Annotated in this window: 19 protein-coding genes; 15 read left to right on the top strand and 4 right to left on the bottom strand. The window is 40.7% G+C overall.

Annotated features, from left to right (window positions below; genetic code table 11):
* Window positions 1-2 precede the first annotated feature (2 nt).
* The 3 genes from SIO70_RS24245 to SIO70_RS24235 all read left to right on the top strand — a co-directional run bounded on the left by SIO70_RS24245 (window position 3) and on the right by SIO70_RS24235 (window position 11,182).
* Window positions 3-2,261, top strand: coding sequence for a hypothetical protein (locus SIO70_RS24245; RefSeq protein WP_320575115.1), 2,259 nt, complete (start codon window positions 3-5; stop codon window positions 2,259-2,261).
* A gap of 103 nt (window positions 2,262-2,364) precedes the next feature.
* Entirely contained in the window at window positions 2,365-10,851 is an 8,487-nt protein-coding gene (locus tag SIO70_RS24240) for a hypothetical protein (RefSeq protein ID WP_320575114.1), read from the top strand.
* 1 nt (window position 10,852) lies between these two features.
* Window positions 10,853-11,182 (top strand): hypothetical protein, encoded by a 330-nt coding sequence (locus tag SIO70_RS24235; RefSeq protein ID WP_320575112.1) that lies wholly within the window; start codon window positions 10,853-10,855, stop codon window positions 11,180-11,182.
* 274 nt (window positions 11,183-11,456) lie between these two features.
* Here the strand turns inward: SIO70_RS24235 and SIO70_RS24225 are convergent, their stop codons facing one another.
* On the bottom strand, window positions 11,457-11,612 hold the full coding sequence (locus SIO70_RS24225; RefSeq protein ID WP_320582086.1) for a hypothetical protein: 156 nt from the start codon (window positions 11,610-11,612) through the stop codon (window positions 11,457-11,459).
* A gap of 377 nt (window positions 11,613-11,989) precedes the next feature.
* Here SIO70_RS24225 and SIO70_RS24220 point away from each other — a divergent pair, with 377 nt between their 5' ends.
* The 9 genes from SIO70_RS24220 to SIO70_RS24180 all read left to right on the top strand — a co-directional run bounded on the left by SIO70_RS24220 (window position 11,990) and on the right by SIO70_RS24180 (window position 18,781).
* Window positions 11,990-12,589 carry a hypothetical protein gene (locus tag SIO70_RS24220; RefSeq protein WP_320575110.1) on the top strand — a complete coding sequence of 200 codons (600 nt, stop codon included), beginning with the start codon at window positions 11,990-11,992 and terminating at the stop codon, window positions 12,587-12,589.
* A gap of 67 nt (window positions 12,590-12,656) precedes the next feature.
* Entirely contained in the window at window positions 12,657-12,824 is a 168-nt protein-coding gene (locus SIO70_RS24215) for a hypothetical protein (RefSeq protein ID WP_320575108.1), read from the top strand.
* Between the two features lie 188 nt (window positions 12,825-13,012).
* Window positions 13,013-14,206 carry an RHS repeat-associated core domain-containing protein gene (locus SIO70_RS24210; RefSeq protein WP_320575106.1) on the top strand — a complete coding sequence of 398 codons (1,194 nt, stop codon included), beginning with the start codon at window positions 13,013-13,015 and terminating at the stop codon, window positions 14,204-14,206.
* Between the two features lie 11 nt (window positions 14,207-14,217).
* A complete protein-coding gene (locus tag SIO70_RS24205; RefSeq protein ID WP_320575104.1) occupies window positions 14,218-14,676 on the top strand; it encodes a hypothetical protein in 459 nt (152 codons plus the stop codon).
* Window positions 14,677-14,865: 189 nt separating this feature from the next.
* A complete protein-coding gene (locus SIO70_RS24200) occupies window positions 14,866-15,807 on the top strand; it encodes an RHS repeat-associated core domain-containing protein (protein WP_320575102.1) in 942 nt (313 codons plus the stop codon).
* Window positions 15,808-16,212: 405 nt separating this feature from the next.
* A complete protein-coding gene (locus SIO70_RS24195) occupies window positions 16,213-16,644 on the top strand; it encodes a hypothetical protein (RefSeq protein WP_320575100.1) in 432 nt (143 codons plus the stop codon).
* 272 nt (window positions 16,645-16,916) lie between these two features.
* Entirely contained in the window at window positions 16,917-17,567 is a 651-nt protein-coding gene (locus tag SIO70_RS24190; RefSeq protein WP_320575097.1) for a hypothetical protein, read from the top strand.
* A gap of 28 nt (window positions 17,568-17,595) precedes the next feature.
* Entirely contained in the window at window positions 17,596-18,075 is a 480-nt protein-coding gene (locus tag SIO70_RS24185) for a hypothetical protein (RefSeq protein WP_320575095.1), read from the top strand.
* 397 nt (window positions 18,076-18,472) lie between these two features.
* The gene (locus SIO70_RS24180) at window positions 18,473-18,781 is read left to right on the top strand and encodes a hypothetical protein (protein ID WP_320575093.1); all 309 of its coding nucleotides are present in this window, start codon (window positions 18,473-18,475) and stop codon (window positions 18,779-18,781) included.
* A 12-nt stretch (window positions 18,782-18,793) separates the two neighbouring features.
* Here SIO70_RS24180 and SIO70_RS24175 read toward each other — a convergent pair whose 3' ends face one another.
* Entirely contained in the window at window positions 18,794-19,414 is a 621-nt protein-coding gene (locus SIO70_RS24175; RefSeq protein WP_320575092.1) for a hypothetical protein, read from the bottom strand.
* Between the two features lie 655 nt (window positions 19,415-20,069).
* Between SIO70_RS24175 and SIO70_RS24170 the strand changes: the two genes are divergently transcribed.
* Window positions 20,070-20,609 (top strand): hypothetical protein, encoded by a 540-nt coding sequence (locus tag SIO70_RS24170; RefSeq protein ID WP_320575090.1) that lies wholly within the window; start codon window positions 20,070-20,072, stop codon window positions 20,607-20,609.
* Here the strand turns inward: SIO70_RS24170 and SIO70_RS24165 are convergent.
* Window positions 20,595-20,741, bottom strand: a complete 147-nt coding sequence (locus tag SIO70_RS24165) for a hypothetical protein (protein WP_320575088.1) — start codon at window positions 20,739-20,741, stop codon at window positions 20,595-20,597. The genes SIO70_RS24170 and SIO70_RS24165 overlap by 15 nt on opposite strands.
* 187 nt (window positions 20,742-20,928) lie before the next feature.
* Between SIO70_RS24165 and SIO70_RS24160 the strand changes: the two genes are divergently transcribed.
* Both SIO70_RS24160 and SIO70_RS24155 read left to right on the top strand, forming a co-directional pair.
* Window positions 20,929-21,993 (top strand): nickel-binding protein, encoded by a 1,065-nt coding sequence (locus tag SIO70_RS24160; RefSeq protein ID WP_320575085.1) that lies wholly within the window; start codon window positions 20,929-20,931, stop codon window positions 21,991-21,993.
* A gap of 243 nt (window positions 21,994-22,236) precedes the next feature.
* The gene (locus tag SIO70_RS24155) at window positions 22,237-22,515 is read left to right on the top strand and encodes a DUF4242 domain-containing protein (protein ID WP_083730436.1); all 279 of its coding nucleotides are present in this window, start codon (window positions 22,237-22,239) and stop codon (window positions 22,513-22,515) included.
* Window positions 22,516-22,960: 445 nt separating this feature from the next.
* Here SIO70_RS24155 and SIO70_RS24150 read toward each other — a convergent pair whose 3' ends face one another.
* A complete protein-coding gene (locus SIO70_RS24150) occupies window positions 22,961-25,429 on the bottom strand; it encodes an ABC transporter permease (RefSeq protein WP_320575082.1) in 2,469 nt (822 codons plus the stop codon).
* Window positions 25,430-25,539: the final 110 nt, after the last annotated feature.

Raw genomic sequence — 25,539 nt, 5'->3', positions numbered from 1 at the left:
ATATGAGGAAATATATTTTTCTAACACTCATAATAATAGTGACAGGATTAAAGGTCTCCGGACAGGGGTCGACAGCCACCTGTGCCTGTACCTGCCTGAAGCCGTTGTTCGATTACCTGATAGCATCCAACCGGCTTTACATTAAGGAGTCAGATCATATCCTGCTATCCACGCTGATAAAAGATGCAAATGCTGCCGGATATTCAGTGTCCTATTCAGGTTGTTCGATCCTGACGAATAATATCAATAACTATTTCTATGCCCTTACTACAGCTACTTCCGGCAGTCAGTACAAGGCGAGAATAGGGGATTGTTCTGTCGTGCTGAATGCGGTCAACAATGGCACCGTGAATTTCACAAAACTGGCCAGTACAGATTGTGATAACTCTGGTAAAGTATCTTTCAGTTACGGAAAGCCGGTACATAAAAAGTACATGGTGACCCGTTCCGTGAATGGCTATATAGTATCTGCAACCAGTGATATCTTCCCAACGGTGACAAGCTTTGCAAAGTATGGAATGGATACAGCAGCAACTAACATGCGGGTTGGATTTTCATCAAACAGTACGGGTACTTATCAGCTGACGTCCGTGATGGCGATTGACAGTGCTGTAAATATTCCGGATGATGCGATTATTCTTTCAGCTACCTTCAACCTTTTTGCTGATACCCAGGGTTTTTATCCTCCTACATATAAAAATGCTCATGTGATCAGGTCAGAAACAGATTACCAGTCCATTGGTACCCTGTGGTTTGTTGTCGATGCCTGGACGTACAAGACGGATCCAGTAATAATTCAGATGCCAGGAGGATCAACATATGGTGATGTAATAGCAGCGGATGATCATTTCCAGGATTTCTCTTTTGATCTTACAACTGCATTAACTAATTCAAAACGCATATTGGACAAAGGCATTTCACTGAAGAACGATAAGACACTTCCGACCCAGTTTACAGATCCTTATTCCCTGTATGCTACGTTTTGTTCACAAAGAAATGCTGATACAACAAAACGCCCTTACCTGGATATCACCTGGACATTTGCAACAGATACGGGGGTAGTTGCCCAGCTATATATTGACAGCTGCTATACCTGTGAAGATGTGGCATCCGGTATTTGTTACAGTGCCGTCACCGATACCAGCGTGAACCCATATACCTATGGTCTGACCGGCAACTGGCAACCATACAGGTCTTTTGCCTACTATGGGCCCAGAAAAGAATCAGACCCGACAGACAGTACCCATATTCGTACAGATGGTACATTCCTGAATTATGCTGGTTTTTGGAAGATGACGACAGATAGTACCTGGCAAGCACAGGATACCGCCGTATCCAGGTGGGTATGGAATAGTGAGAGCACCTTATTTAACCGAAAAGGCGCAGAGATGGAGAACAAAGATCCCTTAGGCAGGTATAATGCCGCTATATATGGTTACCAGGATGCATTGGCAACAGCCGTGGTACAGAATGCCCGTTTCCGTGAGATCGGTTACGAAGGGTTTGAAGATTATGACTATATAGGCAGTACCTGCGACAGTGTGTGTGCCGTACCCAGAAACTTTGATTTCTCTGCTTACAAGAGTGCGTTTGATACGACCGAAGCACATACAGGTCGTTACAGTCTCCGTGTGAATGCAGGAAGTAGTGCGGGCATTACAGCTACAGTCGCTGCGGCTGATGATAATACATTCGAATTAGGTTATACCACAACGGCGAATACCTGTAGTACCGCTGGTAGTACCGTACTGAAGAGAATCGTAGCTGGATCGGATGCGTTACTCCCTTCATTCTCTCCGATAGCAGGCAAACGAATGGTGGTAAGTGTATGGGTAAAAGAATCCGGGCAATGTAATGGTACATCCTACACTGGTAACCAGGTAAGCATTGTAGTAGCTCGTGCAGCAGGTAATATTAGTACGGTGGCAACACCTTCCGGCAATATCATCGAAGGCTGGGAACGCTATGAAGTGGTGGTAGAGGTGGCAACAGATGCAACTGCACTGACAGTGAACATGCAGAATACGGGTAGTAATACCGTCTACTTCGATGACCTGCGCATTCATCCTTACAATGCGAATATGAAGTCTTATGTATACGATGCAGAAACGCTTCGACTGATGGCGGAACTGGATGAGAATAATTATGCGGCGTTTTATGAGTATGATGATGATGGTAGTTTGATCCGTTTGAAGAAGGAGACGGAGAGAGGGGTGATGACTATCACAGAGTCAAGAAGTGCGCTGTTGAATGATTATTAAAAGATATTAAATAGATGAAACGTCTCTTATTAATATTCACACTCGCTATGTTGGTTGCAGGAGATTACAAAATATTATTGGGTACCCCTAACCTGAAATGATTATGAAAGAATTTTATAAATGGCTGATTGCATCCCTATGCCTTTTTGTGGCGGTGAGTAGTCATGCCCAAAGGATCACCGTCCTGAAAAAAAGCCTGGATGGTAGTAAGGGCGAATTGGTCGCCAATGCGAGTATTGTTGTGAAAGACTCGGTGTTTTTCTCAGGCAATACAAAACTGGATACACCTTATGCTGCTAAGAATATTATCGTTTTCCATATCAATGAATATTCAGGCAGGCTATTGCCTGATACGTTCAATGCAGTAGCTACAGTGCGTGTTATTTATAAACGTCCGGACAGTGTGATTGATTCAGTAGACCAATCACTCCAGATCAATTATTCTAAGAATGTTGCTTATACAAGCCGCAGTAGTTTTGTATTTAACAATACGCATCAGGTAACCTTGAAGTTACTGGGTCTGAATATTTCCAATGATAATGATAAAGTGATGAATTCATTGCTGTTGGACAATGAGATGGATGTACAGGTGACGTATCATTTAGATTGTACGAATGATGCTGTACAGTCGATTTCAGCTACTGCCACTGCAAATACTGATTCTACCGATGAACTGACTGTTACCTGGCCAGCTCTAACCGGTGCAGATGAATATGACCTGGAATGGACCTATGTTGATTCCAGTGCACTGGCAGCTAATAAATATGGTAATCCAATAAACCCTGTATTACTATTCAGGAACAATGCTTCCCGTGTAACAATCACTGGTACTTCATACAATATTCCATTATTGTATGATGGCAAAGGTACTTTGTTTTTCAGGGCCCGTGCCGTGCAGGATAAAGGTAGTTACGCCAGGATAGAAACGCCCTGGAGCTCTGCATTTAGCGGTGGACTGGGTAGTTTTGAGTTTGTAGGACACCAGCGTGCATTGAACTGGAATTCAAAAGTGAGTTTTGCAGAAGATGGTAAGCGAAATGTGGTTGTAGCTTATTATGATGGTTCCCTAAGGAACCGGCAGACTGTTACAAAAGATAATACAACAAATACGACTATTGTTGGAGAGAAACTATATGACTATCAGGGTCGTGAAACGATCCAGGTCATGCCTTCTCCTACATTGAGTTCAGTAATAAAATATTCCCGCAATTTCAACAGAGGTCTGAATGGAGAATACGATAAGAGCAATTATGATACCTTGCCTACTCCGGAGGCTTTCCTGACAGCGAGTGCTGCAAAGATGTCCACAGAGAGCGGTGCCAACCAGTATTATTCTTCTAATAATCCACAGAAGGATGAAGGCATGAACCGCTATATACCAGATGCAGGCGGGTATGCTTTTACAGAAACAGTGTATACGCAGGATAATACTAACAGGATCAGCAGGCAGGGTGGCCTAGGTGAGACCTTTAGGTTGGGAGGCAACCATGAGACCAAATATTATTATGATGCACCTAATGATAATGACCTGGATGTATTGTTTGGAACAGAAGCGGGTGACAAGTCTCATTATTTTAAGAACACTGTGCAGGATGCCAATGGGCAGATGGCCGTCTCTTATGTAGATATGCATGGTCGTACAGTGGCGACTGCGCTGGCTGGCGTGGCAGACAGTGCTGACCTGGAGAATCTTTCTTCCAATATAGCATTTACAGTAACTGATACTTTATCCAGGGCTGGTAGTAACACGATCAAAGATCTAACCCTTGAAAGTACACATAGCCAACTGGTGACCCAGAAAGGGGATTACCATTTTCACTATACTTTAACGCCTCCGGTACTTCGTAAACCAGATTGTAATGGAGATACGGTATGTTATAATGGCTTATATGATCTTGAGATCACCATCACAGACGACGTTTACAACCAACACCTTGGTGGCAACCCCTACCAGGTAACCTACCATAATTTCAAAGCAGATTCCATCATTGCCAATTGTGGAACGCCCGAATCATTCGTGGCCGATTTCACCCTTCAAAATCTGGAGAAAGGTAGTTACATGATCACGAAGCGTTTGACAGTGAATCGTGAAGCAATGGCCTATTATCGTGACAGCATCTTTATGTTGCGTAACCTGTGTACCACCCTGTCCCAAATCATCCAGGAGCAGCGTGATCTGCAGGTAAATACAACTTGTGTACCCGATTGTCAATCCTGCCGCGATAGTGTAGGTGACTGGAATGCTTTCCGTACCCAATATCTGACGAAGGCAGGTATCTCGACCCAGGACAGTGCTGGGTATCGTGCAGAGGCACTTACCGCCTATAATGAGGCCGTAGACGCCTGTAATGCGCTTTGTAACACCACCTCACCAGTCGATGAGATGAGAACAGCCATGCTGGAAGATATGTCACCTTCCTCCGGTCAGTATGCCAATGTAGAAGATACAAGTGATATTTATTCCATCTTCTACTCTGACGATAATGATTCGGAGCCACTCTATAGCCTGAAGTCTCTTAGCTACAAGAGTTCCACAGGCACAGTTGATAGTGTGTATGACGAAAGTGTAGGTGGGTTTGTATTGCCACAGTCACTCAGTGCAGAAGATTTTTCGGCGAAGTTCAAGCCATCCTGGGCAAATTCATTATTGCAATACCATCCTGAGTATTGCAAATTCCTGGTTTACCAGTCTTACGAGAGCAGCCTCCTATGGGATAGACGATTTGAAGCGGTAAATACTTACGCTGCTGCGCGGGATTCCGGTTTCCTGAACCCCACGGGCAATGTCAATATTCCATTTAAGTCAGTCACAGCTAATATAGACCCGATGGCAGCTACACAGGCAACTATGCTGAATAAGAAACTGAAGTTCTATTCAGATGTTGCTGATACTACCAAGGGGATCTCTATGTACAGTGTATCCACCATCGGTGTAAAATGTGATGGACTGAGCAGTGATTGCGTAGCGACCTACAAAACAATGGCGAGTGCATTTAACGAAAGCACCATGTGTGACGGTGACCTGGATATGGCATGGCGTACATTCAGGGAATTGTATTTAGCCACAAAGACACGTATGCTGGATAGCTTAATCCAGCTGACCAAATGTACCGCTACCACCAATGAGCTGATCGCCGCTGGTAAATCAGTTCATTTTACAGATTATTCAAAGGCTTTAACATCTTCAGGCATCAGTTATATCGCCAGCGGTGATTCGACAAAAGCAAAAGATTCAGTAGCTGCGAATTTAGCTGCGACATACGCATCCAACTGTCAGAGCTATGTAAGTACCTGGCTCAGCCAGTTGCAAACCTGTGCGTATTACGATACAGCGGTCATCAACCAGATATTCATTCCTAAGATGCTGGCTGTCTGTAAAGCAGGAGCAGATGCGACCCATGTAATGGGATCCAGTACCGTAGCACCTGGTAGTACAAATGAATACAGCAGTTTTCAGGCGATTATAGATGAATACAACACTGCCCATAATATTACGGATACATTAAACTGTAATTACCTGTTGGTAACAGCGCCGCTTCCATATGATGCACAGGCAGTATATGCAGAAAGTACGACTTATACCAAACCAACAGCATGTGAATGTAATACGCTCAGTACACTGCAATTAGAATACAACTCCTTTAAGAAAAGTACAGATACAACTTTTGCCGCATATCTGAACCGTACACGTAGTACAACATTAACAACGTCTCAGCTGGACGCATTGTTGTCTGCCTGTGATCCTGACAATGCAGCTTGTACCTATGTGACACCAGCGATCACGATCCCTGCGATCATTCAATGTAATACAGCGGCTGCCTGTGCATCCTGTACAACTATCAATGATCTTTATACCAGTTTTAAATCAACTTATCCTTCACTAAAACCAACAAAAGAAGAAGGGGATAGCACAAAGCAGCAGCAGGTAAATTCCCTGTTTGCAGCCTATATGAACGCTCATACCGGCTTCTCTAAACAGGCCTGGGAATACCTGACGTTTATCGAGGATACCTGTACCTTATACAGTTCAAAAGACAGCATAGTCTGTAAGAAGATAGGAGATCCTACCGGAGGTTTACATGTCTATGCGAGTGACAGTACATCGATGTTTAGTGATGTGATCAGCACAGTGGATGGGGGTTATTTGCTGGCGGGCCGTATAAAGACAGTCGCAGATTCTACGGACCAGGACCCTGATACGGATGCTTACCTGGTAAAGACAGACTCACTGGGGAATATATTGTGGGCGAAACGTTATGGGGGATCACTGGATGATTACTTTTTGAAGGTAAGAAAGACGTCAGATGGGGGATTTATAGCAATAGGGAGAACGAGTGGCGCCTCTTATGTACAGGGTGCATATATAGTCAAGCTGGATAGTGGAGGGATCGTCTCCTGGAGCAGATCCGTGCAATATGCGACGACGTATGGGGAGGTAGGTACAGATATCATCCAGACGACAGGTGGCGGTTATGCATTTACCGGCAAATACAACATTGCCAATACGGTAGCAGACTTTATAGTAGGTTTGCTTGATAGCACAGGCAATGCATTATGGGTAAAACAAATAGGTAACAGCAGTGGAGAGGAAGGCTACAGTCTGTTACAGAACAATGATACACTTGTAGTACTGGGAAGCACGTATGCCGTTCCATATTTTGAGACGTTCGTTCTTAAAATGGATCTGTCCACCGGGTCACAAATATCAACAAAGCGTTATTACCGGAACCATACTAATGGCTGGGTCTCCAGTTTTGGAGGGGAGATCTATAAGAAGCCGTATGGTTATATGTTCAATATTACGGGGTATGGAGTATCCACGACGGAGAACCATCATCTTGTGATGGGGATTGATGAAGTGGGAAGTGTGCTTTATTATAAAGAGTTTGGGAAGATATCAGGAGATAACCTGGTGCAGTCTATGCCGCTGTACCCGACAGAGGATAGTGGATATGTAGCAGTAGAGAGCGTATCCTCAGGTATAGAAAGCGTGATATGGCGGAAAGTAGATAAGGATAATAACCTGGAATGGTCAGAGTTGATAAGGTTGGATACTGCCGTGGAATTGAGTTCAGTAATACAGCGTCCTGACGGCAATTATGCATCAGCGGGGAATATAGGGAATAATGGGGTGTTAATGATAAGCCACTATACGGGGAAGATAGGCTGTAGTGATAGTCTCTTTGTAAATGCAGATGACAGCGTAGTGATCAATACAAATACAAAAGCGACGTGGGATACCTATAGGAGCAAATCGGTCAGCAATGTAACGGACTTTAATACGAGTACCAGTGATGCAGGTACGGTTCATTATACGAGCGGTTGTATTGTAGGTGATTCGTGTTATACACTCTATGGTGGACCGTTATTATGCGGCAATGCGACACCGGTGTTTGGAACAGTGGCTGTGAATAGTGTCACAAATTGTACGGATAATGAGTTCTTTGCAGTCAGTAAGGGAACCGAGATCTATAATTCCTACAAGGATTCCCTGAATGGCAGTTTTGATGCCGATTACCTGGCGATGGCAATTGCGGGAGGTCAGCAGGAGGTGTTTACCGTGACGTATAGTACGAGTGAGTATCATTATACACTTTACTATTATGATCAGGCGGGGAATCTTATAAAGACCATTCCACCGGCAGGTGTAGTTATAGATCGTTCAACTGACTGGGTGAACAGGGTAAGGGCAGCCAGGGCAGCGGGGATCACATTGGTGCCAGCACATACGATGGCTACGCAGTACCGTTATAATACGCTTAACCAGGTAGTATCGCAGGTATCACCTGATGGAGGGGTAAGCCATTTTTGGTACGACCGTTTGGGCCGTCTTTCATTATCGCAGCATGCAAAGCAGCGCCCTGATAATAAGTACAGTTATACGACCTACGATGCACTGGGTAGGATCAATGAAGTCGGAGAGCTGATGAGTGCTGCAGTAATGAATGATTTCATCAGCCGGGATACAGCATTGTTATCAGACTGGTTGGCCGCAGCGAATAATTCGCGTAAACAGATTACGAAAACGACATATGATGTAGCGTATAGCTCGTTATCTCAGTTATACCTAACCCCAGGGAATCTTCGCAACAGGGTATCCTGGACGGCATTATTCAATGATGCTGCAGCTCAGGATACGATGGGTTTTGCGACAGCCACATTTTATAGCTATGATGTGCATGGGAATGTTGATACATTATTGCAGGATTATAAGCAGGGAGGTATGCAGGAGAGTGATAACCGGTTTAAGAAGATGGTATATGGCTATGATCTGATCAGTGGAAAGGTGAATGAAACAGGATATCAGCCGGGTCGGCAGGATGCTTTCTATCACCGTTATAGCTATGATGCGCAGAACCGGTTAACAAATGTAGAAACGAGTCATGATAGTATTAATTGGGATAATGATGCATATTACCAGTATTATAAGCATGGTCCTTTAGGTAGGATGGTTTTAGGTCAGGAACAGGTACAGGGAGTAGATTATGCATATACAGTTCAGGGCTGGTTAAAAGGGGTGAATAGTACAGCGGTGACCCCTGGTTATGATCCGGGAGGCGATGGTGGTAGTGGATCGCAGGTGGCAAAAGATGTATTTGGATTTGCATTACATTATTATGGTGGAAGGGACTATTCGCCTATAGGCACAGTCCACCCTTTTGCATCCGGCACGAACCTGAAGCCTTTATTTAATGGGAATATCTCCGCCATTAGCCAAAATCTTCCCTCAGTAGGTACACCGTTACAATCCAATTATAGCTATGATGTACTGAACCGGCTAACGGGCATGCAGGTATCAAGAGGATTGAATACCAATACGAATATATGGGAACCGGAGGTATTGGATGACTTCAAGGAACGGGTGAGTTATGATGCGAATGGTAATATTCTTAGCTACCGGCGGAATGGTAATCATAGTTTTGCGGGCACGCCGTTAGGGATGGATTCTCTGAGATATACATATAAGACAGGGACAAATCAGCTGGACTTTGTGTATGATTCTGTGGGAGCATCTAATTATGAAAATGATATAGATGGTCAAACAGCAGGGAATTATAAATATGACGCAATCGGCAATCTGATATCAGATCAGGGAGCTGGAATTGATAGTATAGACTGGACATTGTATGGGAAGATAAGCAGGATTAAGAAATCGAATGGAAGTGAGATCAGTTATACTTATGATGCTTTGGGGAACAGGATCAGTAAGCGGGTGAATGGAGTAGAGACATGGTATGTACGTGATGCTAGAGGTAAAGTGATGAGTATCTATACGAAAGGCGACAGTACGGTTAACAATGGATACTTAAGCCAGATGGAAGCACATCTTTACGGAACCAATCGATTAGGGATTAACTCAGAGTTAGTCAATGTAGAAAACAAAGGTACTTTGTCTTCTACGAATATGTCAGGGTTAGGGTATGCTGTAAATATTAATTTTATCAGAGGTGAAAAATTCTATGAGCTGAGTAATCATCTTGAAAATGTATTAGTTACAGTTTCTGACCGTAAAATAGGTGTGTCCTTGGATGAAACTAATATAGATCATTATGAACCATATCTTCTATCTTCACAGGAGTATTTTCCATTTGGTATGTTCATGCCAGGTAGAGGCATTGGAGGAGGAATGAGTATTGCCGGGGGCTATCGTTATGGATATAATGGGCAGGAGAAGGATTTGGATATTAATGGGAATAGTTATACTGCTCAATTCTGGGAATATGATTCACGAATTGGTAGAAGATGGAATTTAGATCCTGTTTATACGGTAGGAGTAAGCCAATATGCTGTAAACGGAAATAATCCGGTCAGTTATACCGATCCATATGGTAATTTTAAAACCAAATTTGGGGCAAGCCTTTACAAACTGATCCATGGAGGCGAGATAGGAAGGGCAAAAGATAATGAACATGCAAATGAATGGTTTGTTAGTAAAAGAGTTGATTCGAGGGAAACTAATGAAGGAAATGAGAGTTTAATTGGCGAAGTAGTGATAAAAAACCAGCGGGTTTTCGATTGGGGAACGAATCGTGTTGTAGATGAAACTAAGCGTTGGATGATGGATAATGTTGTTGATCCGGTAAATTCTGCTAAGTCACTTAAATTGGAGGTTAATTTTACTTTTGGAGCACAAAAGAGTATGGAATGGAAAGTAGGAAATATTGAACGTGGCTATGAAATTAATCTTGCGGCTGTAAAACTTTTTGGAGCCAGCATTGAAAAACAATGGGGTAAAAGTAATGAATGGTCATATCCAAATATATCTTATCCATTTCAGGAGTCTCAGAATAGTCATGACAGATATGTTGAAATCAGCCAGAGTCTTTCTGCCAAATATGCGTGGATTGGAGCAGGCGTTTCTCAATCATTTAAAGGAACTCGATATGGTTACGAAGATTGGAGTGCAGAGGGAAATATATCAGTGCTTGGTATTTCAAGTTTTTCTGCTGCCATGAATGACCAGGGGGTTGTTACTGATAAAAAGGTTAACATTTTTTATGGAAAAATAGCCTACCTATTGGGGGTTGAAGTGAAGCTTTCCGGAGGATTAACTACTTCAATTATAGATAATAGTAATAATAATAAATAGTATGTTTAAAATTTTAGGGGTTACCGTAATACTAATTTCTATTTTTTTTATTATAGCTATACAGATAGTTATAATTAACAAAAAAATAGTATATTATAGCTGGATTGATAAATCCAATAGTATGACAATACATAGTTATTTATCTTTTTTGGATGGCGATTGGTTTTTTAAGAAAATTGATTTTAATAAATTAGTTAATGAGTATCCAAATGATAAGAAATTGAAAAGGAAAATCCAACTAATCAAGTTGGGTCAAAAATTAAGTATTATCTTATCAGCGCTAATTGTCATTAATGCAGGTGTTTTAATATATTTTGATCAGACCAGATGAAATTTATAATCGGAGTAATCATTCCAGTAAGCAACCCTATATTCATTGAAGGTATAATGTTTCAGGAAAAGTTGCATATGAGTTTAATAAGATGTGTAGATATTCTACCTGATAAAATATAATGATGTTGAGGGGAGAAGTATTTGAGGAATTAGAACATGTTTAAATTTCCGACCGCCTCATTTTAGAAGTAAATTAATGAAAGCTACCTGAATGAATGCAACAGATGATTCAGGTAGCCTTTCATGATTCTTATCTAACCTTCTGAAAAAATTCAGCCATGCGAATGATCGTTCCACCTGCCTGTTTGTGGAACGAAACCTTTTACTGTCGGCGGTTTCTGAGTTATTTCTATATTCCATTTATAGTAATTTTCAACAGTATCACTGAATTCACCCCTGTAGGCCATGTCAGTACGAATTAGCTTCATTCTTGAACTATTTTTTTCTATTCTCCACAATAAGTCAAATCTACCTACTGAGTCATGAATATCTGCTGCACTGACACTGATTGTTTGATGGAAAGGATTATTATGCCAAACATATATCTGGCTATTTGAAATTTGATATGATACCTGATCCTGTAAAAAAGGTGAATGCAGGTCTGTATGGAAATAGTCTCATTCATAAAATGTTGACTTTTGACAACAAACCTGAGATAAGTGATTATGCTAATTTAAAAGTATCTGCCCTGGGAGCTTTTAGAGCGTTAAAGTCCGGAAATCAGACTCTTTATAATGTGTATATGCGTCAGGTAAATCTTTACAGAAGTAAAATCTATAGCCCTCCGCCATCCAAATAATATTTTATGAAAATTACATTCTATTTGTTTTGTTTTTTAATCATTGGTTGCAATAGTGCAAATAAAGTTAAAGTTGATCAGGATGAAAAACTGGATGCAGATACTGTCAGAAGTAAGGACAGTATAACTTCTCAGGAAGAAATACCTGACCCGGTGAATGCTGATGAGTTAATAAAATCCTGGAACCACAGATATAAGGATACTATTACAATTGATACTGTTTTAAAAAGAGGTGTTGATAATATTCATCTAACTTTCAGGCATTATTGCTTATTTGATAGTTCATTAATTGTACCTGAAATATATGTTAAGTTGTTAGGTATGAAAAAATTTATATCTAACAACTTTGAATCCTCTATTCGTATAGAAACGAATGATAGTATTCTCGTTGATACTACAATCAGCAAATCAGTTTTTTCGAAAACCTTAATTAATAACAATCATTATGAATTGTTTGATTACGGAGCCTTGCTATTTAATAATATTGAGATTGGTAAGAATGTTTGTAGAATAAATTATCTTATTGAGGTGCCTCTCTCGGATGTAGGGCAATTGTTTTATGTAGATGTGTTTTTTAGTGGGAAGTTAGAACCTGTAGATAGATAGTACATCCAACTCATGAATTAATCCTTTTATAATTATTCTATTCAGCTGTATAAACTGTTTCATACTGGTGAAACAGTTTATACTACAAAAGGAAAATGGTATGAACCTGTATATACCTGATGCCGGAGGCTATGCGCTTACAGAAACAGTTTATACGCTGGATAATAATAACAGGATCAGCAGGCAAGGTGTGGTACTTATGATGTTGGAGGGAACAGGATCAGTAAGCGGGTGAATGGTGTAAAGACGTGGTATGTACGTGATGCTACGGGTAATGTGATGAGTATCTATACGAAAGGCGAAAGTACTGTTAACAATGGGTCCCTGAGTCGGACAGCGGCAAATTTGTACGGAAGCAGCCGATTGGGAATTAACGCAGTGAAAGTCAATGTGGAAGATGGGAATGTGCTACCCGGAGTAAATATGACAGGATTAGGATCAGGAATAAATATTAATTTTAGCCGTGGAGAGAAGTTCTTTGAGTTAAGTAATCATTTGGGTAATGTGTTATCTACGGTGTCAGATCGTAGGGTAGGTATCTCAACGGATGGGATTTTGGTAGATCATTATGAGCCAACTATGAGTTCCAGCCAGGAATATTATCCGTTTGGTATGTTAATGCCGGGGAGGAGTTCTGTAGTTACCGGTGGTTCTTACCGTTATGGGTTTAATGGGAAGGAGAATGATAATGAGGTGAAGGGAGAGGGGAATGAGCAGGATTATGGAATGAGGGTGTATGATCCGAGGGTTGGAAAGTTTTTAAGTGTGGATCCATTGACCAAATCATATCCAGAGCTAACACCATATCAATTTGCCAGCAATACGCCAATTCAAGGCATAGATTTAGACGGAGAGGAAGTTAAGTTTGTTACCTATTATCATGCGACGCAGAATAGTAGTCCATTATATAAGGTTGAGACAAATTACGGAATAACAGGTATGGTCAATTGGGCAACGATCGAAATCCATAAATATCGGACAATTGATGCCCAAGGGAACTATCATTACGAAGCCCGTCCAAGTCCTTTTATTAATCATGAAAACGTAACTACTTCTTCCTCTGGCCACTCACCGGGTAAGTTTACACTTGATGATGCGAGAATTGGCTTGAATGCAGTTTTTTACAAGTATGGAGCAGATAGGGCTGCAATCGTGGAAAAAATGTATAGATTAGAGACAAGTCATTTCAAATCAGGAGGATATAAACATACAGGTACAGGAGGGATGGAAGCAAAAGATGGGCACGAAAACGATGCTCCTTATTATGGCTGGGACAAATCGATTTTCCAGAAATATCCCGAATTTACACCGACAGGCATCTGGCTAGCTTATGAGGGACCTGGAATGAGCGGTAAAGGAGGTAATGCACAAGTAACAGATCATCCTAAATCATTTGTCATTTTACCTTCAGTTACAGCGGGTATGATGCTAAAGGCGGACTATATAGAACGTTATAATGGACATTATGAGAGATGGGCAGGCCTTACACCTTCAGTACAAGAGAATTATAAAAAGACTTTGAGTGGAATTACACCTCAAATTGTTAGGGAACTTACAATAGAATATGACAAGCAACAACAACAACAACAATCAACATTGACAAGAAATAAAAATTAATAAATTTAATTATGAAAAAAATCATTTTGGCATCCTTGGTCGTATTCGCTGGAATAATATCGTGTAGAAACGGTGATGTAAAAAAAAATGAGTCGGATTCAAGTACAACAATAGTTTATAACAAGAAAGATTCGGTAAAAGGAGCTATTCAATCCCATGAACTGAGGCAATTTACAACAGATGATTGTAATCAACTATTAAATCGTCTTTTTCAAACCAGCTCGTTTGAATCTGCATTTGAAAAAAGCAATCTTGTTGTTTCTGTTGATGAAGTGGCAGATAGTATTGTCGCAATAAAGGTGGAGAGTAAACAAGGTCAAAATTTGACGGTAGGTTGGATGAGTTTAGATTTGAGGCGGAAGGAATTAACAGATATTACAAAGGATCCAGATGCACCTGTTATTCTACGGTATGACAAAAAGATGTTAGATTCTTTGCTTGCAGGATGTAATTTTAAAAGCACAGAATAAGTGATAATTGGACTTTTGCTAATACATATACTACTATTTAAAAATATACAGCTTGTATGAAATGGTGTAATAGGAGCCCTTATAAATACGATTTTTTTTAACTTGAATAAATTGATCGGACAGAATCTATCGATTTCAACACTGGTTTTGAAAGTGGTGTTGGCGATGTGATTAAAGCGTTGATTGCGGATGGCAGCGTGTGGCTTAGATAGTGGAAGTAGTAGCGTGGCTATGAGTGGGTATAGGTATGGGTTTAATGGGAAGGAGAATGATAATGAGGTGAAGGGAGAGGGGAATGAGCAGGATTATGGTTTCAGGATTTATGATCCGAGGGTGGGGAGGTTTTTGAGTGTGGATCCGTTGACCCGTAATTTCCCTTCATTGTCATCCTATCAATTTGCCAGTAATAGCCCGATTGCCAACATCGATCTGGATGGTGCAGAATCGCAGTATTATGGAACTGAGATCTTTAAAACATATAAAGATGGAAAATTGGTAAAGGAGGATATGAGAACGATTGAAGATAAGAGTAAAGCTGCCGGATGGTTTATCAATGGTAAACCTTATCAATTTGCAGGACCGTTAGGAGATGGTAAGCTGTATTCAATTGTTACTTCTGAAACAAATATAAAGAAAGATGGTACAGAAGAAATGATCATAAAGACAGCAGGAGCATTTTTCTTACCTGATCCTCCGAAGAAGGTAAACAGACAGCAGTGCTACCTACCCGTTAATCTTATTGTTTTTGGTTCTGGCGAAGACCCGGAAGAAGGATATGGAAACAAGATGAACCCTAAAGCAAAGGTCTTTGTGATTGATTTCAATGAATTTAGTGCCGACCTGGAGCTTATACTGACAGCGCAGCCAGGTGATCTTGGCAAACCAGATGGAAAACGGCCTTCAGGTATAGCAATCATTGAAAAGATTGGAGGTAATGCGAATGATGCAATTCCAGCCATACTGAGAGTGAATGCTAAAAAGATCGGTTATTGTATAGAATGTAAGAAGAACTTTACGATGAAGGATGGTGCGATGACAGATGAGGAAAATGGGAAAGCTGCAACAGATACATTTCATCATGATGCTCCAGATCAACCTCTCCCTAAAGCAACTGAAAATGAACCGAAATAAAATGAAAGGTAACTATTTGCTGACTCACGTTTTAACCTATGAAGTATTTTATTCTCCGGCATTGCATGGTAACATGGCAAACAAAGATTATTGAAGAAAAACTATTAAGATCTCCATCCATCATTTTGTTTTTTAGCTGCTGCAGATGTAGTTGTTTCATGTTTTTTAACTTAGATATAAACCTGGATTTCTGCTTAATATATTGTTTATCTGTGGTTTGTGCTCACAAACATTCTTCTTATCTCTGTATTTATTAAAAATGGAAGGGTTATTAATAGAGTTCCATTTGCTTTTCTTCAGCCTAATCCAGGCCAGGAAGATGTTGATCAGAAGAAGGCGGATGAAGAGAATAAAACCCAAGTGTCCCCGAAGACATAAAATTGGATATTCAAAAATAAATTTTCTATGAAAAATGCATGGTGGCTCTTTTTGTTACTTTGTGCTTGCAGAGCTGGTAATAGTTCTAAAGATAATACTATTCAAAGTGGAGGGGGGATAATTGTTGATAGCATTTATGGTTGGCAACATAATGTTTTGGCAGATGGTGATTCCATATCTTATGGAAAGCTTGCGCTTGAGCTTTCTTTTAAACGCATGGACCGTTGGGCTTTGCTTTACTATGCTCAAGTTATGTGCAATAAATACAAGAATGCACGTGCATGCCTTGATTGTTACGAAATTAATAACGAGGTGGGATGCCCAGAACATCTAAAAACTTATGATTCTTTGACATATGTTCTGGGGACCTATTATTTACTGAGGCATATGAACTTGGCAATTCAGAAGCAGAAGGGTATGTTAAAGATCGTTTTGGAAATAATGTTCCTCATTCGATAGATTTGAAGGATGGGGCACTATGGGTCAAATAAAGTCTTTCATTGGCGGAAATCTGTAAGATCATTGTTGGAAAATTTTCATGGTCTCCAAGTTCTATTTATCATACAAATGCCAGAGATGTAGGGTTGTTTATGCCTGGTGGAGATTCTAGCTTGGGATATAGTTGGTCTTAAACAGATACAAATTAAAATGGTAAGCGTATGAAAAATTGTTCGGCAGATACCTTAAAAGATTTGGGAATTTTTATACGCCAATTCAAGGCATAGATTTAGATGGAGAGGAAGTTGAGTTTGTTACCTAATTACTCTCGTCCTTCTCCTTTTGTTGACCGAGACAAAGCGGCTCTATCTGCCACTCCCTCATTTTCAACTGGACATGAACACGGGAAGTTTGACTATAGTGATGGAGTAGCTGGATTGAAATTTATCTTACAGGTTCATGGACCTGATATGGCTAAAATTGTTGAAAAAATGTATAGGACAGAGACTACGACCGGAAACCATAAATTATACGGATATGGCCCCTTTACATCAGCGCAATATCGTGCAACAGGTACAGGAGGAATGGAAGCACAGAAAGGACATGAAAATGAGCCCCCTTATTACGGATGGGCCGGTAGAGATTTATATAAGAGATATCCTGAGTTTACACCTTTAGGTCTTAATCCATTGTATGAAGGTCCAGGCATGAGTGGGCATGGCGGAAACAAACAAGTAACAAGTTACCCCAAGCCTTTTATAATTTTTCCATCAGTAGTAGGAGCTATGATGTATAAGGTTGAGTATATTCAACGTTATAATGGTGATTGGGCAAATTGGGGTGCATCACAAGAACCCGAACATACAAATTATAAAAATACAGTAGAGAAAAATAGTACTAAAATCGTTGATTCTTTGATTAAGGCGGATGGTAATGGGAATTAAGTAACTTTTATAAGTAAATTGAATTTATATGAATAAATGTTGGTTTTTATTTTTTTGCATTATTTTTTTGGCATGTAATGAATTTTCTAATAATAATAAAGCTGCTCAGGAAAGCGATAGTACAATTGTCGCATCTAGCCAGATTGATTCAAGCAAAGAGGCAGCAGATGTTACAGGTGGAACATTTGGAGCAGACGATGTCATGGAATGTGATCAAGCACTAAATTTAATGTTTCAGACAAGCAATTACCACCCGGATTCAAAATCATCTCTGTCAGACTATAGAATACATGTTAGTGAACCTGGTGACTCCGCATTAGGTATAAAGATTTATCACTGCAGCAATAGTGATAGCTCATTAGCAGGGTTATTAAACCTTGATTTGGAAACCGGCAAGTTAACAGATGTGTCTCCGCCATTAGATAGTCCAGTGGCTCTTATTTATGATTCAAGCTATCTTAAAATCATAAGAAAGAAATGTGGTCCATTGCCCCCCGGATTATATTGAAAATGATTAAGTGGGTTTACCTAGTATGATATAATAACAGCCTAATATCAGGGAAAACGCAATTTAATTCTACTGTTCTTAATTCTATTTTGGCAAATTAAATGAAGAAAAAACAAACTTAGAGACACGTAAATCAATATAATAAATCATTGTTGTCCGAATAAAATCTCGTTAAAATAGACCCCAAACCTTGCTGGATAAGGAATTCAAGCTAAAAATGCGTTATTTCAAAATCCAGGGGAGTATCGAGTTGTTAAAAGTCGATGTAACCCAGTACAGTAAGGATTTGGAGCCATTATTTTACAATTTTAATCGGACAACAATGATTAATTTGGTAAACTTTATAATTAGTTGTTGCCATAATCCACATCATTGATTATAGATATGCATTAAGAATATGGATATAAAAACTTCTATTGCAGAAATTGCCAGGGTCCTGCGTGATAGACCCAAAATGATTTTTTTAGAGAATCCAGGTTATGATACATATAAGACATATATTAAAGGATTCTTGTTAGGTTTGGAAGCCGCTAATGATACCAAAATCTTATTAAAAATGACATTATGGTTTCAGAAGAAGCTGAATATTGAAGCCAAATATCATTGGACAGAAATGATTCCAATTCTTTATAAAGATAAATCTGATGATGAGTTGAAGGCCATTCTACATCAGACCTTGATCGATTACGCTGAAGAAGAATTATAATATAAAGCTCTCTTATCTGTTTAACAACGTATCCGCCAGATGAATAGTCTTGTCCTGTTTCTGAACATACCCTCTCAATTGTTTTGTATCTGGCATATTGCCCTTTTGATATTTTTCAATAACTGCTAATGTAGTCACAATTTTCACCGCCTTATGCAGATCTGCAATCGCGCTTTCTTTTGCCCCAATAGTTTTCAGTAATTCATTATGCTTACTAACCTGTGTATTATATTTCGCCAAACTACCTGCCACCAGAAGTCTTATCTTTTCGCTCAATACCGAATCTTTAATTTCCGTAGCATCACTATCGGCTATCCGATAATATGACTGTATTTTCTGGTTGAAATTGGAAAATGATTCAGTTGAATCCCGCTGACTTTTATTAAGTTCATCAATTTGATCCTCTAATCTCTTTAATGCTTCATCTTGGCTCACCAGTTCCTCATAAAGGCTCTCAACTACATTACTTCCCCCGCGTTTTGAAAATGAAAAATCGCTTTTGTCCTCCAATGATTTTGGCGTCTCAATCGGTACCGTCGTTTCTTGCTGAGGACGATCCTTCAATCGCTGGCGATTATGACAACCTGTAAGTATAAAAGCCAATAAGATGGGTATGAGAATTCTGGCAGACATATAACGTTGTTTATTTTAATCCTGATTATTATTTCCACTGGCTACAATAGCTAAGAAAGCATGCCCGTTCCTGTGATGATAGCTCCCGGCAATGATGCCGATACTAATAGACCCCAAATAAAGGCTGTCTAAGTTTTTCCACGAAGGAATATCTATTCATTGATATAGAGCAACTACAGTGATGTCCCTCCGTAAATATACTTTTAAAATTGAAGTTTCATAATGTAAAAAGGATCGCCTTAAAAATAAGACGATCCTGGAATTGTAAGGTAAAAATACGCCAGAGTATATCTATCAGGTGCGCTACCACTACGCTATCGCGCTTTTTACAGCGCGAACAGGACTCGAACCTGTGACCCCCTGATCCCTAACGAAGTAACTCTAACTACGACACTTTCAATTTGATAAAACAAAGGTATACCCCAAATGCGCAGTCTTTTTGCGCAGGTATAATTATTTCTTTCATTTCCTATGTAGCTTCGGTGTGACTATACTTCCATAAGTACACCATCCGTACATTAAAACTACACTTCTATATCAATTCGATATTGAGGTGCAGATATAGTGATGTATTAGTACTCAATTGGTAATATAGTCACACCGAAGTTCCGACCTATGCATTAACATTGCCCTTGTAACCCCCAAATCAATTTTTATGGCTATTGTTATAAATAACATGCTCCTCCAACTCGTCCGTGGAACCCTCGGCGATCAACTCACTATTTACGAAAGGAACGGCCAGATTATCATGGCGAAAAAACGCGGTCCGTCAAAGAAAAAGCCGACAAAGAAGCAACTGGAAGCCAGGTATAAAATGAAAATTGCAGCGGCGTATGCGCGGACAATTCTACAGGACCCTGAGCTGAAGGCTTATTATAAGTCTTTGGCAGGCCCCGGGCAAAATGCTTATAACATGGCAGTAAAGGATGCTTTTAAGTCCCCAGAGGTGCAGAATATCCGGCTGGAAGCGACAGATGTAGTAGTGACAGCAAAAGACGAATTCAGGGTAGCAGAAGTGGACATTCACATCATAGATGCCGAAGGCAGTCTACAGGAGAGAGGGAAAGCTATTTTAGGCCGGAATGGCGTGGATTGGTATTATAAAGCGACCAGTCTGCCGCCAGGCGGCAGGATTGTAGCTGTGGCAGTGGACCTGGCTGGCAATGAAACATCTAAAGAACTACAGCTGGAATGATTGCTTACCTGTTTTTACGAAAAAGGTGGCATTTCCCTTATTTACTTCCATCGTTATTTTATACACTTTGGAATCGTATATATGCATCCAGTAGTCTTCCTTCCCGGGTGAACTATCTGGTGTCGTTCTCATGCTTGTCCTGTTCAGGTAATCGATCATTGCTTTAGACTGCCATATTACAAAAGAAACCCATAAAATCCAATTGCAAGGATTTTTGCTGAAAAGCAGAACTTAAAGTAACTTGTTGTACAATACACGATCGTTCGAACACTCAACCAGCATTTCGCCACCCCAACGAAATTGTCTTATGCCATTATTTATGGATATTCATATTATTCCCGGCGTTAAAGCCAGGGATGTCGCCGAAGCGCATCGGCAGGACATGCTATTGCAGGCGGACCATGCATGCAGCTGTATGACCTACTGGATCGATGAGGAAAGGGAAAACGTATTCTGCCTCATTGAAGCACCGGATAAAGAAGCAGTCATCTCCATGCACAACAAAGCACATGGACTAATACCACACAAGATTGTTGAAGTAAGCCGCGACCTGGTAGCATCTTTTTTAGGCCGGATATATGATCCCCACCATGCAACCGTTTCAGAAGATGGGTTAAAGGTATTTACAGATCCGTCGTTTCGCATCATTCTGCTAGCGATCATAAAAGACCCTATCCTCCTCCGCCATGAATTAGGCATTGCAAAAGCGAATGATTTATTGCACAATTGTACGAGCCTGATCAGGCAAAACCTCGCCACTTTCGATGGTCGTGAAGTGCAATATCCCGGTACTGATTTCATTGCCTCTTTTACTTCAGCATCTAATGCCATTGCCTGCGCGAATGCTATACATAAGGCCGTACCATACGAGGTGGGCCTGAAAATCAGTATCAATGGGGGAGAACCCATTGCCACACACAATCATCTTTTTGGCGACACCATACAGTTTGCCCGGCTACTAAATTTTATCACGCATGATACCCGCATCGCCATTGCATCTGTTGTGAAAGAAATGGCCATTAAAGATCATTGTCAAAATATTTTTCATCTTTCTCCACCTGATGAAGTGTTGCTGCAACAGCTATTTAATACATTGGAAGCTAACTGGAAGAATGCTGATTTTACGGTCAGTGAATTTTGCACAGCAATGGTGATGAGTCAATCCCAGTTATATAGAAAAACAATTGAGCTCACAAAACTATCACCTAATTTATTATTAAAAGAGTTCCGACTGGAGAAGGCGAAAGCGTTGTTGAAAGAGAAGCGGTATAGTATAGCCCAAATAACCTATGATGCAGGGTTTACGAGCCCATCTTATTTTACAAGGTGTTTTAAAAGTACTTATAAGATCCTTCCAATGGATTATCTTGACCTGGTTGGTTGAATTGTACTAGTTCCTGGATGATTTGTTGTATGCTGTTCGAATATTGATATTTATTGAACGATTTGTTATACATACGTCTGTACTGTTCGATTTATCTTTGGCAGATCAAAACAAAATTAAACAATTGATATGAAAAAGTTCATTCATTACAGTACCCCAATTTTTATTTTATTCATTTTATTGGCCATTACAGGCAATGCACAAACAGTTAATAACAATTCTACAAACTCCAAAAAACCAGTTATGAAAACGTATGTAATAGAAAGGGAAATACCGGGTATCGGTCAGTTTACACCAGAACAGCTGAAGGCGGCTTCGCAAACTTCCTGTAAGGTGTTGAAGGATATAGGCCCTCAGATTGAGTGGATTCAGAGTTATGTGACAGGGAATAAACTGTATTGCATATATAAGGCGGAGAATGAAGAGTTGATAAAAGAACATGCAAAGAAAGGAGGGTTTCCGGCGAATGCTATCGTGGAAGTAAAGAATGTGATTAGTCCGGCTACTGCTGAAGAGAATTAACAGATAGTAGCTTTTAAATATGGGAGGGGGTGAGAAAAAAAGATAGAAATTTAATTACTTCTGCATCCCCGATATTTTTTTAATGGGTTCCCGAAAACGGGACGTAGTGCAGCTATGTAGAGCGCTTGCAGTAGGGGCGAGGCCCATTATCCACCCGAATTTTTAGAAAGGACTTCTTGCAAAAGGAGTCCTTTCTTGTTACAATTCAATTGCCGGAAATTCTTTTTTACGATGTTGATAAAAGAGTTGAAGTATTCATCCTTCCAGATCTCCTCGTTTACAACTATATCGCTTGTACATTTTGTATTTACTATTTTTGAAGGAAATATCAATTGAATAGTACTTTTCAAAATATCGTTTTAGTTTTTTGTTGAATCGGGGACATGGTGCGTACGCGCATACAATTTCATTTTATCCAATATCCCCGATTACTTTTTCTTATTTTTTATTCTGTTCTTAATGCTTTTATTGGGTTCATCAACGCCGCACGGAAAGACAGCACACTCACCGTGAGCAATGCCGTCACTATCGCCAATACCCCGGCCAGCGCCGGCATCCACCATTGTATAGTTACCTGGTATGCATAACCCGCCAGCCATTGCTGCATCGTCCACCATACTAAAGGTGTGGCAATTACAATAGCGATCATCACCAGTTTGACAAAGTCCGAAGACAATAATGTCACTATATTCATGGCTGAAGCCCCTAAAGCTTTGCGTACGCCAATTTCTTTTACTCTTTGCTCTGTAGCATAAGTGGCAAGTCCAAATAATCCAAGGCAGGCAATGAATATTGTCAGGATGGCAAAAGCTGCAAATAACTCGCCGAAGCGGGCATCCTGCTGGTATTGTTCGTTAAATGATTCGTCCAGGAATGAATATAAAAATGGATGGCCCGGTACCGTCGTATTCCATGTTTGTTCCAGTTCATGAATGGTCTTTGTCATGTTATCGGTTTTCACCCGGAGTGAGATTTTGTTGAATGTATCAAACGACGCTATTCTGATCACCAGCGGTTCAACCTGTTTGTGGAGGGAGATGTAATTGAAGTCTTTTACGACACCTACCACCGTGCCTGTACGTCCCCAATGTTCAAAGCGCTTCCCGATTATTTTAGCCGGATCAGCATATCCGAATTGCTTGACAGCAGCTTCATTTATGATGAGTGATTGTACCGTATCTGCCGGAAATGCTCTGGAATAGGCCCTACCAGCAGCCATCTTTATTTCATAAGTTGGAATGAAGTCGAAATCAACTTCATATAAGGCAGGTGTCTCCATTTTCATGTCACCCGTAGTGGATTCAATAAAGGTGGTGCCATTTGGAAAGAAATCGCCGGGTACTGCTCTGGAAGCAGATACACTGGTGACGGCACTGTTGCTGGCCAGAATGGCTTTGATGGTTTCAATAGACATATTCACACTATAGTCTCCACCATAATCAATCACCAGCATCTGGTCCTGCCTGTACCCAAGGGAATGTTGCCTGAGATGTTTCAATTGGGAATACACGATCATAGTACCTGCTATCAATCCTACGGAGAGACTGAACTGCACAATTACGAGGGTCTTTCTCAGTACAATACCTTTACCTGATGAGCGGAATTGCCCTTTCAGTACTTCTACCGGTCTGAAACTGGAAAGTACCCATGCAGGGTAACTGCCGGCCAGTAATCCCAGTACGAAAGGTAGCACGATGAGGGCAGGTAGTATCCGCCAGGATAACAGCGCCGAGTAAGTAATGGGTTTACCCGCTATTTCACGCATGTATGGCAGCAACAGCAACGCAAGTATTATGGCTATGATCACCGCCATCAGGGATATTAATGTAGCTTCTGTGAGGAATTGGTATATCAATCCATTCTGATGGGCGCCTACTGCTTTTCTAACGCCGACTTCCCTGGCCCGCTCCATAGATCGGGCAGTGGAGAGATTGACAAAGTTGATGCAGGCAATCAGGAGGATGAATATGCCCACAATGGAAAAGATGTAAATATTTGACATGCTGCTGGTAGCACCAGGTTGCCGTTGGGCACTGGAATGCAGGTAGGCCGATTGCAAAGGTTCAAATGCAATGGTGTAATTATCTAAATCATTTTTTGCATAATACTTATTGACAAATGAAGGAATCCGCGCTTCCAGATTGTGGATGTTGGTCTGTGGTGGAATGAGGAAGTAAGTATAGAAATCAATGTATCCCCATTGGTTAAATATCTCCGGCCGCCATTTCATAAAGGTGCTCATGGAGATCAGCGCATTAAAACTCAGATGTGTATTCGGCGGCAAATCTTCCATTACACCGGTCACCAGTAATGTTTCCTTATGATCTGCCAATAATGATTGGCCTACGGCATCCCGGTCACCAAAGTATTTTCTGGCTACACTTTTGGTGAGCACGATACTATAGGGGGCTACTAATGCTGTTTTAGGATTACCCGACAGCATTTTCCAGCTGAATATGTCGAAGGTGGTGGAATCTGCCATTACAATTCCTTTTTCCTGGAACCGCACGCCGTTTTGTTCCATTAATAAGGTATTAGGGCTGGTGAAGCGTGTCACCTTTTTTATTTCCGGGAAGTATTCCTGCAGGGCAGGGGCGACGGGGGCGTTTCCCCATACCTGGTATTCGGCTGGTGCAGGTGCTTTCGTGATGTCATGATCTTTTACGTTCCGGTATGCATGCAGTACCCTGTAAATTTCGTTGTAATGAACGTTATACTTGTCGTACGATAATTCATCTGATACATACAGGGCAATCATGATGCAGCAGGTAATACCTACGGCAAGGCCAATGATGTTGATAGCAGAATAGGCTTTTTTTCTTTGCAGACTTCTCCAGGCGATTTTAAGGTGATTTTTTAGCATAATCGGGATGGGCCATTGATGGCGGGGGAGGAGGTGCAAAAAGGTTGCCATTTAGAGGGATGTTGTGCCATGGCGGGTATGGTGGTTGCTATATGTTCAAATGCGTACGTTGGGCTGACCGATAATGGACAGTCAGTTTTGCATTTTAAAGAGAAAGAAAT

The sequence above is a fragment of the Chitinophaga sancti genome, from assembly GCF_034087045.1.
GTDB classification, from domain to species: Bacteria; Bacteroidota; Bacteroidia; order Chitinophagales; family Chitinophagaceae; genus Chitinophaga; species Chitinophaga sancti_B.
Note: the sequence above shows the minus strand (reverse complement) of the source record. Positions and strands in the feature narration are given on the sequence as shown.